Below are 14,110 nucleotides of genomic sequence, written 5' to 3' on the forward strand. Positions count from 1 at the left end.
GAGGCCATGACATTCAAAGGTGATGTCGGCTGACAGATTGCTATCGTCGGAACGCCGCCCGGAGCAAGCTCGCTCCCACAGTTGATCTTCATTTGCCTGTAATCAATCGGTTCTGATCACCATGAATACATCAACTGCCAAAGCTCACATGGACATTGCCCAACCGCAGCGCAAAAGCCGCGTGACCAATCCCGGCTGGTTTCTGGTCAGCCCTTCGGTCGCTCTGTTGCTGCTGTGGATGATCGTGCCGTTGGGCATGACCCTCTACTTCTCGACTATCCGCTACAACTTGCTCAATCCCGGCGAAAACGCGTTCGTCGGGCTGGAGAACTTCACCTACTTCCTCACCGACTCGGGCTTCCTGCCCGGCGCCAGCAACACGCTGTTGCTGGTGGGCAGCGTGCTGCTGATCAGCGTGGTGTTCGGCGTGCTGATCAGTGCGCTGCTGGAGGCCTGTGAGTTTTTCGGTCGCGGCATCGTGCGGGTGCTGCTGATCTCGCCGTTTTTCATCATGCCCACGGTGGGCGCGCTGATCTGGAAGAACCTGATTTTCCACCCGGTGTCGGGGATTCTCGCCTACGTCTGGAAGCTGTTTGGTGCACAACCGGTGGACTGGCTGGCGCACTACCCGCTGCTGTCGATCATCATCATTGTCTCGTGGCAATGGCTGCCCTTCGCGATCCTGATCCTGATGACCGCCATGCAGTCCCTCGACCAGGAACAGAAAGAAGCCGCGCGCCTGGACGGTGCCGGGCCCGTCGCGATTTTCTGGCACCTGACATTGCCACACCTGGCGCGGCCGATTGCGGTGGTGGTGATGATCGAAACCATCTTCCTGCTCTCGGTGTTCGCCGAAATCTTCACCACCACCAACGGCGGCCCCGGCTACGCCTCGACCAACCTCGCGTACCTGATCTACAACCAGGCGCTGGTGCAGTTCGACGTTGGCATGGCCTCGGCGGGCGGCTTGATCGCCGTGGTCATCGCCAACATCGCCGCGATCATTCTGGTGCGAATGATCGGCAAAAACCTGACCGACAAAGCCTGAGGCCCGCCATGACTCTTCAACAATCCCGTCGCCTGCAAAGCCTGCTGCTCGGTACGTTGGCCTGGGCCATCGCGATCCTGATCTTCTTCCCGATCTTCTGGATGGTGCTGACCAGTTTCAAAACCGAAATCGATGCCTTCGCCACGCCGCCGCAGTTCATTTTCATGCCGACGCTGGAAAACTACCTGCACATCAACGAACGCAGCGACTACTTCAGCTTTGCCTGGAACTCGGTGGTGATCTCGTTCAGCGCCACGGCCCTGTGCCTGCTGATCGCGGTGCCGGCGGCCTACTCCATGGCGTTCTACGAAACCCAACGCACCAGGGGCACGTTGCTGTGGATGCTCTCGACCAAGATGCTGCCGCCGGTGGGCGTGCTGATGCCGATCTATCTGCTGGCCAAGAGTTTCGGCCTGCTCGATACGCGCATCGCACTGATCGTGATCTACACGCTGATCAACCTGCCGATCGTGGTCTGGATGATTTACACCTACTTCAAGGACATCCCCAAGGACATCCTCGAAGCCGCGCGCCTGGACGGCGCAACGCTGACGCAGGAAATGCTCCGGGTGTTGCTGCCCATCGCCAAGGGTGGCCTGGCCTCCACAGTGCTGCTATCGCTGATCCTGTGCTGGAACGAAGCGTTTTGGTCGCTGAATCTGACCTCGTCGAAAGCCGCGCCACTCACTGCGTTGATCGCCTCGTATTCAAGCCCCGAAGGGTTGTTCTGGGCCAAGTTGTCAGCCGTCTCGACCCTGGCCTGCGCACCGATCCTGATCTTCGGCTGGATCAGCCAGAAACAACTGGTACGCGGCCTGTCGTTCGGCGCCGTGAAATGAAGATCGCTGACCCAACACGATCCCTGTGGGAGCGAGCCTGCTCGCGATGGACGTGAACGATAACGTTGGCTGACTGGAAGAATGCGTCGCCTGAAAGTTCATCGTCGGAACGCCGCCCGGAGCAAGCTCGCTCCCACAAAAAAGCCCACCCGGTTCAATCGAATAACAACAAACGGAGGCCCATCATCATGGCCAACCTGAAAATCAAGAATCTGCAAAAAGGCTTCGAAGGCTTTTCCATCATCAAGGGCATTGACCTTGAAGTGAACGACAAGGAATTCGTGGTCTTCGTCGGCCCGTCGGGCTGCGGCAAATCCACGTTGCTGCGGCTGATCGCAGGGCTGGAAGAAGTCAGCGGCGGCACCATCGAACTCGATGGCCGCGACATCACCGAAGTGAGCCCGGCCAAGCGCGACCTGGCGATGGTGTTCCAGACCTACGCCCTGTACCCGCACATGAGCGTGCGCAAGAACATGTCGTTCGCCTTCGACCTGGCCGGCGTGGCGAAGGCCGAGGTGGAGAAAAAGGTCGGCGAAGCGGCGCGCATCCTCGAACTGGGGCCGATGCTGGAGCGCAAGCCCAAGCAACTGTCCGGCGGCCAGCGCCAACGCGTGGCGATTGGCCGCGCCATCGTGCGCAACCCGAAAATCTTCCTGTTCGACGAGCCGTTGTCCAACCTTGATGCCGCCCTGCGCGTGCAGATGCGCCTGGAACTGTTGCGCCTGCACAAAGAACTGCAAGCCACGATGATCTACGTGACTCACGATCAGGTCGAAGCGATGACCATGGCCGACAAGGTGGTCGTACTCAATGGCGGCAAGATCGAGCAAGTCGGCTCGCCGCTGGATCTCTATCACCAACCGGCCAACCTGTTCGTCGCCGGTTTCCTCGGCACGCCGAAAATGGGCTTCCTCAAGGGCAAAGTCACCCGCGTTGAAAGCCAGGGCTGTGAAGTGCAACTGGACGCCGGAACCCGCATCAACCTGCCCTTGAGCAGCAGACATCTGAGCGTCGGGAGCGCAGTGACACTGGGCATTCGCCCCGAGCATCTGGAACTGGCCAAACCCGGCGACTGCACCTTGCAGGTCACCGCCGATGTCAGCGAACGCCTGGGCAGCGACACCTTCTGCCACGTCCTGAGCTCGTCCGGCGAAGCCCTGACCCTGCGCGTTCGCGGCGATCTGGTCAGCCGTTATGGCGAAACCCTGAGCCTGCACCTGGATGCGCAACACTGCCATTTATTCGATGCCGACGGCGTGGCACTGACCCGCCCGCTGCGCGTTGCTGCCTGATTTCAGAGAGCCTGCGATGAAACTGAACAAACAGAACCTCAACCGCCTCGCGCCTGAAGTGGTCCTGCCCGCCTACGCGCTGGGCGATACCCGCCAAGGCATCGCGCACATCGGCGTCGGCGGTTTCCATCGCGCCCATCAGGCGTTTTACACCGATGCACTGATGAACACCGGAGAGGCGCTGGACTGGGCAATCTGCGGTGTCGGCCTGCGTGCCGAGGACCGCCGCGCCCGTGACGATCTCAAGGAGCAGGACTACCTGTTTACCTTGTTCGAGCTTGGCGATAACGACGACACCGAAGTGCGAGTGATTGGCGCCCTTCGCGACATGTTGCTGGCAGAGGACGATGCCCAGGCGTTGATCGACAAACTGGCCAGCCCCGAGATCCGCATCGTCTCGCTGACCATCACCGAAGGCGGTTACTGCATCGACGACAGCACCGGCGAGTTCATGGCGCACTTGCCGCAGATCCAGCATGACCTGGCACACCCCGATGCGCCGAAAACCGTGTTCGGTTTCCTCTGTGCCGCACTGGTCAGGCGCCGCGCCGCCGGCACGCCGGCCTTCACCCTGATGTCCTGCGATAACCTGCCGCACAACGGTGCCGTCACCCGTAAGGCCCTGTTAACCTTCGCCGCCTTGCACGACGGCGAACTGCGCGACTGGATCGACGCGAACGTCAGTTTCCCCAACGCCATGGTCGACCGCATCACGCCGATGACCAGCACTCGGCATCGCCTGCAACTGGCCGACCAGCATGGGCTGGACGATGCCTGGCCGGTGGTCTGCGAACCCTTTGTGCAATGGGTGCTGGAAGACAAGTTCGTCAACGGTCGCCCGGCCTGGGAAAAGGTTGGCGTGCAGTTCACCGACGACGTCACGCCCTACGAAGAAATGAAGATCAAGCTGCTCAACGGCAGTCATCTGGCGCTGACGTACCTGGGATTCCTGAAGGGTTACCGCTTTGTCCACGAGACCATGAACGACCCGCTGTTCGTGCGCTACATGCGCGCCTACATGGACCTGGATGTGACGCCGCAGTTGCCGGCGGTGCCGGGCATCGACCTGACCGAGTACAAGGACACCCTGGTGGCGCGCTTCTCCAATCAGGCGATTGCCGATCAGCTCGAACGGGTGTGTTCGGACGGCTCGTCGAAGTTTCCGAAATTCACCGTGCCGACCATCAACCGCTTGATCGCCGATGGCCACGAGACCAAGCGCGCGGCATTGGTGGTGGCGGCGTGGGCGTTGTACCTCAAGGGTGTGGATGAACATGGCCAGACCTATTCGATACCGGACCCGCGCGCAGCGTTCTGCCAGACGCTGGTGGCCGATGATGTGTTGATTACCCAACGTTTGTTGGCGGTCGAGGAGGTTTTTGGTACGGCGATACCCCGCTCAGCGGAGTTTGTCGCGGCGTTCGAGTGGTGTTGCAACAGTTTGCGCGAGGTTGGGGTGTCGCGGACGTTGGAGCGGGTGCTGGCGTAAGGTCGGTGGTGTAGCAACTGCCGTCATCGCGAGCAAGCTCGCTCCCACATTGACTGTGTTTCAATCGCAAAACGGATGATCACCTCAGCCCCCTGTGGGAGCGAGCCTGCTCGCGAAGAGGGTTTACTGATATCGAAGGATCCTGCATGACAACCCGACAACTCTTCCTCGGCATCGACTGCGGCACCCAGGGCACCAAAGCCATCATCCTCGACGCGGCCAGTGGCGAAGTGCTCGGTCAGGGAGCGGCCGCTCACACGATGATCAGCGGCGCCAACGGCCGTCGCGAACAGGACACCCACCAGTGGCTGGAAGCCTTCACCACCGCCACCCGCCGCGCGTTGCTCGCGGCCAGGGTCGATGGCCAGTCGATCCTCGGCATTGGCGTCTCCGGCCAGCAACATGGCCTGGTGCTGCTCGACGATCAGGACAAGGTATTGCGTGCGGCCAAGCTCTGGTGCGACACCGAAACCACCCCGGAAAATGATCGCCTGCTGGCCCACCTGGGCGGCGAAAAGGCTTCGCTGGAACGCCTCGGCGTGGTCATCGCGCCGGGCTACACACTGTCCAAACTGCTATGGACCAAAGAGCAGCATCCCGAGGTGTTTTCCCGCATCGCCCGTATCCTGCTGCCCCATGACCACCTCAACCATTGGCTCACCGGCCGCAGTTGCAGCGAGTACGGCGATGCCTCGGGCACCGGGTATTTCAATGTGCGTACGCGCCAGTGGGACTTGCAATTGTTGCGTGACATTGACCCAAGCGGACGCCTGCAAGCCGCCCTGCCGGAGCTGATCGATGCCCATCAGGCGGTCGGTACGATTCTGCCGGGCATTGCCGAACACCTGGGCATCAACCCGCGGGCACTGGTGTCCAGTGGCGGCGGCGATAACATGATGGGCGCCATTGGCACCGGCAACATCCAGCCCGGGGTGATCACCATGAGCCTCGGTTCGTCGGGTACGGTGTACGCCTACGCCGATCAACCGAACGTCGCTGCGGATGCCGCAGTCGCCACGTTCTGTTCTTCAAGCGGTGGCTGGCTGCCTTTGATCTGCACCATGAACCTGACCAATGCCACCGGCCTGATTCGTGACCTGCTGGACCTCGATATCGACCAGTTCAATGAGCTCGTTGCCCAGGCGCCGATCGGTGCCGAAGGCGTTTGCATGCTGCCGTTTTTCAACGGGGAGCGGGTGCCTGCCCTGCCCCATGCCAGCGGCAGCCTGTCGGGCCTGACCATGACCAACCTGACCCGGGCCAATCTGTGCCGCGCGGTGATCGAAGGCACGACGTTCGGTTTGCGTTACGGACTGGACCTGCTACGCCGCAATGGCTTACAAAGCCGCAGCATTCGGCTGATCGGCGGCGGTTCGAAAAGCGCGGTGTGGCGGCAGATCGTCGCCGACACCATGAACACCCCGGTGATCTGCACCGAACAAAGCGAGGCCGCGGCTCTCGGCGCGGCGATCCAGGCGGCCTGGTGTGTTTCCCGGGCGAGCGGGCACGAACACAGCCTGGCGGACTTGTGCGAGCGCTGCGTGAAACTTGATCCGGCCAGTGAAACCCTGCCGGTCGTCGACAATGTACACGCCTGTCAGCAGGCGTATGAACACTATCGACAGCATGTCGCAACCCTTTGAAGAGTGAACAACTATGTATTTGGTGTGTGGCGAAGCGCTGTTCGATTTTTTCAGTGAAAACGACGCCAGCGGTCTGGCGTCCAAAGTGAATTTCAAAGCCATTGCCGGTGGTTCGCCGTTCAATGTGGCGGTGGGCTTGCGCCGATTGGGCGTGGACGCGGCGCTGTTGGCCGGGTTGTCCACCGATTACCTGGGCCGGCGCTTGCTGCAAGTGTTGCAAGATGAGGGCGTGTGCCAGGACTATCTGCGGGATTTTGCCGCGCCGACCACCCTGGCGATGGTCGCCGTGGGGGCCAATGGCTCGCCGCAGTACAGCTTCCGTGGCGAGGGCTGCGCGGATCGACAATTGCAACCGCAGCACCTGCCGGCACTCGGGCCAGAGGTACGCGGCCTGCATGTTGGCTCGTTTTCCCTGGTGGTGCAGCCGATTGCCGACACCCTATTGGCGCTGGTGCGCCGGGAAAGCGGCAAGCGCCTGATCAGCCTCGATCCGAACGTGCGCCTGAATCCGCAGCCGGACATTGACCTGTGGCGTAACCGGATCGCGACGCTGGTGGAGCTGGCTGACCTGATCAAGGTCAGCGACGAGGACCTGCATCTGCTGTATCCCGACCAGGATCCGGCGCGGGTGATCGAAGGCTGGTTGCAGCACCGTTGTCAGCTGGTGTTCCTGACCCGGGGTGGCGAAGGCGCCAGCGTGTTCAGCCGGACTCATGGCTCGTGGTCGGCTCCCGCCTGTGCGGTAAAAATCGCCGACACCGTAGGCGCAGGCGATACCTTTCAGGCGGCGCTGATTACCTGGCTGACCGAACAGCAGCTGGATTCGGTGGAGGGTGTGAAGCAACTTGGCCGCGAGCAGATCGACCGCATGCTGAAGTTCGCGGTCCAGGCGGCGGCGCTGACGTGCAGCAAAACCGGGCCGGATTTGCCTTATCGCAAGCAACTGGATTTGCGTTGAGTTCGAGGACGTCATCGTCGGATCGCCGCCCGGAGCAAGCTCGCTCCCACAGGGTTGCGGGTCGCTCACAACATTTGTGTCGACGCTCCGGCATTGTGGCAGCGAGCTGGCTCGCGATGGTCTTAACTGATACACAGGATCGCGCATCCGCGACAGGCGGCGTTTAAGCCAGGTTAACCCTCGTTTAACCGTGCGGTCCAACACTTCACTGGACCGCACGCCCTCAGACTGTTCTGACGCCCAGTGCGGCAGGTTCGACAAGCCACATATCGAACTGACTTTCCGTCCGCACCGGAGATCGCTGATGAACACTCGCACCCTGCTGGTTACCGCCGCCCTCGCCTGCACCGCGTTTGCCGGTCTGGCTCAGGCCAATGACACCACTGACTCTCAAGCCGTGCCCTATCACTACGGCATGCCATTGCATGTCAGCAAAGTGATTTCACTGACCGAGCCGGACACCCTGGAGTGCAAAGTGGTAGATGCCGAGATGAAGTACATCGATGAAACGGGAAAAACCGCAGAAATCACCTACCGTAAACTGTCCGACGCCTGCGAGAACCAGAGCTGACCGAAAAGTCTGATTTGCTGGCGGTTGCCGTTGAACTGGCGCTGGGCCTGGCGCTCTTCCAGACCCGGCGCGAGTCGGTGGAACTCGAAACCGCAGGTTAAAGCGCTTTGCCCAGCGTCGAGTGTGGCTCGACCTCTACGTGATGCTGACTGGAACGCAATTGGGCAATCAACTCGTTTATTTCCCGACAACCATTGAGCCCGGAAGCATCGATGCCAGTGACCAATAGATCGAGCTGATCGGTTTGCCCGTCGGCATAGACCTTGACGGTCATCGACAGATCCGGTGACAAGGTGCACTGGCAGCGCTTGGGTAGAAAACTGCTTTCGATGATGTTGCGAAGTTCCAAGGCAGAAAGAAACATGACGACCTTCTCCTTTGTGAGACTGCCAATAACGGTCAATGCTCGCTCATATGAAATCCCGGCAAGCTTCAAGGACAGCTACAGCATAAAACATGCCTTGGATTTCGCTGCGCAGCTCATCGGCAATTCAAGGATTTAGGCAAATCACCCGTAAAACCTGTCATGCAGTTTGCAAAAAGCCCCCCTAGTGACCGTGCAATTTGCATGCTGGGCGCTGCAGGTTTGCTTTCACTGCACACGGCAGTGAGAATGCCGCCCTTCACTTCAAGCAAGGAGGCAACCATGAGTTCTTTGACTGTACACGCAACACTCGGGCTTTTCGCTCTCGGACTGACGGGCTTGGCACACGCCGCCAAACTCGAAGACACCGCGCCCTATCCGAAGGCCGAAAGCGGGTTTACCCGCCAGGTGATCCACCTCGCGCCACAGCCCCGGGAAAACGACTTCCAGGTCGAGATCCTGGCCGGCAAGATGATGACCGTCGACTGCAATAACCCGCGTCTGGGTGGCATCCTCGAAGAGAAGAACCTCGAAGGCTGGGGCTACCCGTTCTATCGCCTGGAAAACGTCATTGGCCCGATGAGCACGCTGATGGCCTGCCCGGACGGCACGCGCAAACAGGATTTTGTACCGGTGGTCGGTGACGGCTTCCTGCTGCGTTACAACAGCAAGCTGCCGCTCGTGCTGTACGTACCCAAGGGCATCGAAGTGCGCTACCGAATCTGGTCGGCGTCGAACAAGGTCGAGAAAGCCACTCAGGAATAACCCGGCCATCCGGCGGCTCCCCCGTGGCGCCCGCTTGCGGCGCCCGCTGTCGGCCTGCCCGAGACTCATGCCGCAGCGCCACTCAACGCAGCTCGCTCGGCCACATGCCCCAGGCTGTCGAAATTGATGTTGGCACCCGAGTCGATGGCGACCAGGGTCTGACCACGAGCGCCGCTCTGTGCCACGTACTTCTTGATCCCGGCCACCGCCAGTGCGCCGGAAGGTTCGGTGATCGAGCGGGTATCGTCATAGATATTCTTGATCGCGGCGCAAAGCTCATCGTTGCTGACCGTCACCACCTCATCGACGCAGAACCGGCAGACCTCAAACCCGTAAGCGCCGATCTGCGCCACCGCCACCCCGTCGGCGAAGGTGCCGACGCTGGGCAGGATCACTCGCTCACCGGCGAGCAACGCGGCTTGCAGGCACGCGGAATGCTCTGACTCGACGCCGATGATGCGCACCTGCGGTCGCAAGTATTTGACGTAAGCGGCGATGCCTGCGATCAGCCCCCCGCCACCCACCGGCACGAAGATCGCATCCAGCGGTCCTTGATGCTGGCGCAGGATTTCCATGGCCACCGTGCCTTGCCCCGCGATCACCTGCGGATCGTCGAAGGGCGAAACAAAGGTGCGACCGGTTTCCCGGGCCAGATCCAGCGCATAGGCCAGTGCAAACGGAAAACTTTCGCCGTGCAACACCGCATCGGCGCCGCGACTGCGCACCCCGATGACCTTCAATTGCGGCGTCGTGCAGGGCATGACGATAGTCGCGTTGATCCCCAACTCCCGTGCCGCCAGCGCCACGCCCTGCGCATGATTGCCGGCAGAAGCCGTAACCACGCCACAAGCCTTCTGCGCATCGCTCAATTGCACCAGCTTGTTGTAGGCGCCGCGGATCTTGAAGGAAAAGGTCGGTTGCAAGTCTTCGCGCTTGAGCAGGACCTGATTGCCCAAGGCTTCAGACAAGGCCGGCGCCGCTTGCAACGGCGTGCACACGGCCAGTTCATACACCGGCGCGGCAAGGATTTTTTTGACGTAGCGTTCAAGCAGGGCTTGCTGGTCGGTTGTAAAACTCATGGTCGTCTCCTGACATTGATCGGGGCCCGGGAGACAGAAAGTAAAAACCCGCCTCAAGGGCGGGTTGGGTGCTGCAGTCGTGAGCTAGCCCGCCAAATGAGGAATGGCGGTAATAATGCTTGGCTGGCAGCGCAATACAGTGAAAGTCATGGCTCGAAATTAGCCGGGCGGTGGTGGCAAGTCAATGGCAAGTTTTGGTAGATGCCTTTAGTCAGCCAGCAACTTCAACCCGACTTTGTAAACGCCACCGTTCTCCTCATCGGTCAACACATACAAATAGCCATCCGGCCCCTGCCGCACATCGCGAATGCGTTTTTTCAACTCCCCGAGCAACCGTTCCTCGTGCACGACCTTGTCGCCATCGAACTCCAGGCGGATCAGTTCCTGGCTGACCAACGCGCCGATAAACACGTTGCGTTGCCAGGCCTTGAAGCGGTCGGCATCGTAGAACGCCATGCCACTCAGGCCCGGGGATTTTTCCCAGACATGGTTCGGGGCAACGGTGCCCTCGACGGTATCACCCTTCGCTTCGGGAATCGGTAGACCGGAGTAGTTGATGCCATGGGTCGCCAGCGGCCAGCCGTAGTTCTTGCCACGCTCGATGATGTTGATTTCATCGCCGCCCCGGGGGCCGTGTTCGTTTTCCCACAGTGTGCCGTTCCACGGGTTGAGCGCCGCGCCTTGCGGATTGCGCTGCCCGTAGGACCAGATCTCCGGGCGCACGTTGGCCTGGCCGACAAAGGGGTTGTCCTTGGGCACCGTGCCGTCCGGGTAGATTCGCACCACTTTGCCCTGCAGTTTGTCGAGGTCCTGGGCGGTCGGGCGGTCGTTGTTTTCCCCCAGGGTTACGAACAGGTAGCCGTCGCGATCGAACACCAGCCGCGAGCCGAAATGGTTGCCCACCGAGAGCTTGGGTTCCTGACGCAGGATCACGTGGAAGTCCTTGAGCGCTGTCATATCGTCGGAGAGCCGGCCGCGCCCCACCGCAGTACCGGCCTTGTTATCCTCACCACCCCCTTCGGCATAGGACAGATAGACCGTCCGGTCCTGCTTGAAATCCGGTGACAACGCCACGTCCAGCAAGCCGCCCTGCCCCTTGGCCCAGACCGTTGGCACGCCATTGAGCGGTGCTGACAGCTTGCCATCGGCGGTCACCCATCGCAGGTTGCCGGGTCGTTCGGTTACCAGCATGCCTTTACGATCTGGCAGGAATGCCAGGGCCCATGGGTGCTCCAGCCCCGTCACGACGGGGGTGACCTCGAGGGTGCCTTCTTCGCTTTTCAGCGTCCAGGCGGGCGCGGCAAGCACAGGAACAGTGGCGCTGATCAATACGCTGGCACAGAGGGTTGCCAAGAGGTTTTTGCGCAACATGCAGGATTCCTTTTCCAATGAACATGAGGTTTGGTGGAAAGTAGCGGGCAGAGGTGATGCCCGCTACTCAACGGTTGTTGCTGCCGGTGTCTCGCGGGGCAGGATTGGGAATGAATGTCGGTGGGCTGGCGGGAGCGGTCCGGTCGGGATAGCGATTACCGATGCCACCGTTGTCCAGCGTCGGCGAGCGCTGGACCGGCACGGTATTGGGTCCGCGTATGACCGGGGCGCCGGGTTGAGTGCCTTGCATGCTGTTGGGGTTGGCCCGGTGGATCGGACTGTTGTAAGGGTTGTTGTTGGTGCGGCCCGGCAGGTTCTGGGCCAATTGCAACGCAGCAGAGGCATCGGCCAGAGGGCCCAATATGGCACTCAAGGCCAGCGCAATGGCGCCAAACACGTATCGGTTCATGGGGTGCCTCTCTACGTCGCGTGGATAAGGACTTCGATACCACGCTACGCCCGGGGTTCGGTTTTGTTAACAAAAACCTCCCCGGCAAAATGTAACAGGCTGGATGTTCCGACGATGACGTCAGCAGCCCGAACACCCCCCCTCAAATCAGAATAAAGACCACCAGCAGCCCGGCAAAGATCGACCACTTTCCAAGGTAGTAAAGCGTGCGATTACGCTTTTTCAGTTGTTTGCCGTGCAGGCGAACCTTGTAGATCCTGCTGAACAGCCGGTTGAGCCCGCCGGTCCTGTCGCCCGCCTCGTTCGGCGCACCTGCCGCCGACATGACTGTGCGGCTGAACCAGCGATTGAATGCCGCGGCCCAGCGATACCTCATCGGCCGCTCGACGTCGCAGAATAAGATGATGCGATTGTGCGGCGTGGTGTTCTCTGCGTAATGAATGTAGGTCTCATCGAACATCACCGCTTCGCCATCGCGCCAATGGTAGTTCTGACCATCGACATTGATGTAGCAGCCGGCAGTGTTGGGGGTTTCCAGGCCCAGGTGATAACGGTACGAGCCGGCGTACGGATCGCGATGGCGCACCAGTCTGGAGCCCGGGGGCAGCTCGGCGAACATCGCCGCCTTGATCGAGCCAATGCCCTGTACCAGTTCCGTGGTGCGTGGGCAGAGCTTCATGGCCGACGGGTGGCTGTCGCCGTACCACTTGAGATAGAAGCGCTTCCAGCCGGTCTTGAAAAACGAGTTGAAACCGACGTCATCGTATTGATTCGAGCGCTTGATCTCGCCGGTGTGAAGCAAGTTCTGGCCTTCGGCACGAATTTCTTGCCAATGCGCCTGCAGCGGGCTCAGGTCGGGAAAGTCGGCCGGGTCGAGATAAGGCTTGTTGGGGATTTTCGAAAACAGATAAAGAAAGCAATTGATCGGCGCCAGAAACGTCGAGTGATCACTCAACTGGCGGCCCAGCTTGTGGCGCACCTGACCGCGCAGGTGGACATACGCAATGGAGGCAACGTAGATAACGGCAATGATGAGTTTCACGGAAATCGTCACAGGTCGGAAATAAACAAGCTGCACCCTCCCGGGTCTTGTGCAGCGACTGGTTACGAAACAGCGGCCCCTTAGTGCCATCGAGCCTTGCCGATGGTCGGTTTCCGGCTGACGGATGGCATTTTAGCCGCAGTTTGTAACCAATGGTTAACCTGCAACTGCGAAAATGTGTCCGCAAAATCCGCCAAAGCGTTGCAGTGGTCTCAACGCCCTATCGTTTAAAGAGCCAGACCAGTACAATTGCCGCCAAACTTTACGCGCGACCCAGGTTGAGAGCGGGAAATCCCCTTTCAGCGCACATTGACTCGGGCCAAGCGCGCCACAGGCTGCTGTCCACTTAATGCCAGATGGATCTTCCACTGCCGATCGGGACGAATGTCCCGGGGTCCGGACAGTGGAAACCGGTACTGCCGCAACCCTGGCTACTCTGAATGCTTCGCAGGAAAAACCTTTGATTTCTACAGCTAACATCACGATGCGATCTTTCGGGCGTCGTGATGTAGCGTCAAGCGCAGGAAAATCAAGGGCTTGAGCCGCATCGGATCGCATCAAAACACCATAAATAACGCCGTTTGGTATCAGAATTGGTATCAGGATCACCCCGTAACCTCCAATACGGCGAACCTCTACGATGAGGTCCAATGATGGATTGGATGTAGCCAACCACCGCAACTCCAGCCCATCTATACCATCTCGTTTTATTCCCGCTCTTTGTAGCAAATTTTAAGCAAGCTATGAGGCAGGCCTGTCACGGGCACTACCGGTTCTTGGTGTGTCGTCCTGGGGAAGTCACCCATTGCTTGGGAAAGGACGGCAGCAAATCCCCCTGCCAACATTCGACTGCTACGCTGAATGCTTCACGGAGGATTTTTGATGCCACACGCTGACCTGCTCCCATCCCTGCTGTTCAAGATCAACGAAAACCAGCTCGCCTTGGAAGCTGCCATTCTGGAGTTATCGAACTGGGTCGAGCAGCGCGGGTCGGCCGATGTCGCCGACAACGTGCGCAGTGCCCTGGAGGCCATCGACAAAAACGAAGAATTCATCAAGATGACACTTGCGGTGATGATGACGCCGGAGTGACGGCTTTCCGCCAGCCTCGGACCTTCGACCCGAGCAAAATTTCAAGCCTAAAGAAGCTGATCATCCATAGTTTTTTTGCTCAAGACGGACCACTAGGATGCGCTTCGGAATTCAGGGATGATCCTTCTGCTTTATTCAGTACGAGCCC

The 14,110-nt window shown here is 59.9% G+C and carries 14 protein-coding genes; 9 read left to right on the plus strand and 5 right to left on the minus strand.

Annotated features, from left to right (window positions below):
* The first annotated feature begins 121 nt into the window (after positions 1 to 121).
* From ACM6IK_RS00800 to ACM6IK_RS00830, 7 genes are all read left to right on the plus strand, one after another.
* Positions 122 to 1,048, plus strand: a complete 927-nt coding sequence (locus ACM6IK_RS00800) for a carbohydrate ABC transporter permease (RefSeq protein WP_414872727.1) — start codon at positions 122 to 124, stop codon at positions 1,046 to 1,048.
* An 8-nt stretch (positions 1,049 to 1,056) separates the two neighbouring features.
* Positions 1,057 to 1,887 (plus strand): carbohydrate ABC transporter permease, encoded by an 831-nt coding sequence (locus tag ACM6IK_RS00805; protein WP_310058589.1) that lies wholly within the window; start codon positions 1,057 to 1,059, stop codon positions 1,885 to 1,887.
* Between the two features lie 188 nt (positions 1,888 to 2,075).
* Positions 2,076 to 3,179: an ABC transporter ATP-binding protein gene (locus ACM6IK_RS00810; protein ID WP_414872728.1), complete on the plus strand. Its 1,104-nt coding sequence runs from the start codon at positions 2,076 to 2,078 to the stop codon at positions 3,177 to 3,179.
* A 16-nt stretch (positions 3,180 to 3,195) separates the two neighbouring features.
* Positions 3,196 to 4,668, plus strand: a complete 1,473-nt coding sequence (locus ACM6IK_RS00815) for a mannitol dehydrogenase family protein (protein WP_414872729.1) — start codon at positions 3,196 to 3,198, stop codon at positions 4,666 to 4,668.
* A 146-nt stretch (positions 4,669 to 4,814) separates the two neighbouring features.
* Positions 4,815 to 6,311, plus strand: a complete 1,497-nt coding sequence (gene xylB / locus ACM6IK_RS00820) for a xylulokinase (RefSeq protein ID WP_414872730.1) — start codon at positions 4,815 to 4,817, stop codon at positions 6,309 to 6,311.
* 13 nt (positions 6,312 to 6,324) lie between these two features.
* Positions 6,325 to 7,269, plus strand: coding sequence for a carbohydrate kinase family protein (locus ACM6IK_RS00825; RefSeq protein ID WP_414872731.1), 945 nt, complete (start codon positions 6,325 to 6,327; stop codon positions 7,267 to 7,269).
* A gap of 304 nt (positions 7,270 to 7,573) precedes the next feature.
* Positions 7,574 to 7,840 (plus strand): DUF2790 domain-containing protein, encoded by a 267-nt coding sequence (locus ACM6IK_RS00830; RefSeq protein WP_414872732.1) that lies wholly within the window; start codon positions 7,574 to 7,576, stop codon positions 7,838 to 7,840.
* A gap of 97 nt (positions 7,841 to 7,937) precedes the next feature.
* Here ACM6IK_RS00830 and ACM6IK_RS00835 read toward each other — a convergent pair whose 3' ends face one another.
* On the minus strand, positions 7,938 to 8,204 hold the full coding sequence (locus ACM6IK_RS00835; RefSeq protein WP_218427912.1) for a DUF1652 domain-containing protein: 267 nt from the start codon (positions 8,202 to 8,204) through the stop codon (positions 7,938 to 7,940).
* 282 nt (positions 8,205 to 8,486) lie between these two features.
* On the opposite strand from ACM6IK_RS00835, the gene eco reads away from it, so the two are divergent.
* A complete protein-coding gene (gene eco, locus ACM6IK_RS00840; protein WP_414872733.1) occupies positions 8,487 to 8,969 on the plus strand; it encodes a serine protease inhibitor ecotin in 483 nt (160 codons plus the stop codon).
* A 65-nt stretch (positions 8,970 to 9,034) separates the two neighbouring features.
* Here eco and ilvA read toward each other — a convergent pair whose 3' ends face one another.
* The 4 genes from ilvA to lpxO form a co-directional block, all read right to left on the minus strand.
* Positions 9,035 to 10,048 (minus strand): threonine ammonia-lyase, biosynthetic, encoded by a 1,014-nt coding sequence (ilvA, locus tag ACM6IK_RS00845; protein WP_414872734.1) that lies wholly within the window; start codon positions 10,046 to 10,048, stop codon positions 9,035 to 9,037.
* A 207-nt stretch (positions 10,049 to 10,255) separates the two neighbouring features.
* Positions 10,256 to 11,419, minus strand: coding sequence for a PQQ-dependent sugar dehydrogenase (locus ACM6IK_RS00850; protein WP_414872735.1), 1,164 nt, complete (start codon positions 11,417 to 11,419; stop codon positions 10,256 to 10,258).
* Positions 11,420 to 11,486: 67 nt separating this feature from the next.
* The gene (locus tag ACM6IK_RS00855) at positions 11,487 to 11,828 is read right to left on the minus strand and encodes a hypothetical protein (RefSeq protein ID WP_414872736.1); all 342 of its coding nucleotides are present in this window, start codon (positions 11,826 to 11,828) and stop codon (positions 11,487 to 11,489) included.
* Positions 11,829 to 11,970: 142 nt separating this feature from the next.
* Positions 11,971 to 12,870: a lipid A hydroxylase LpxO gene (lpxO, locus tag ACM6IK_RS00860; protein WP_414872737.1), complete on the minus strand. Its 900-nt coding sequence runs from the start codon at positions 12,868 to 12,870 to the stop codon at positions 11,971 to 11,973.
* A gap of 882 nt (positions 12,871 to 13,752) precedes the next feature.
* Between lpxO and ACM6IK_RS00865 the strand changes: the two genes are divergently transcribed.
* Entirely contained in the window at positions 13,753 to 13,962 is a 210-nt protein-coding gene (locus ACM6IK_RS00865) for a hypothetical protein (RefSeq protein WP_414872738.1), read from the plus strand.
* The last annotated feature ends 148 nt before the right edge of the window (positions 13,963 to 14,110 follow it).

Origin of the sequence: Pseudomonas sp. IT-196MI5, assembly GCF_949767415.1 — a bacterium.
Lineage (GTDB): Bacteria > Pseudomonadota > Gammaproteobacteria > Pseudomonadales > Pseudomonadaceae > Aquipseudomonas.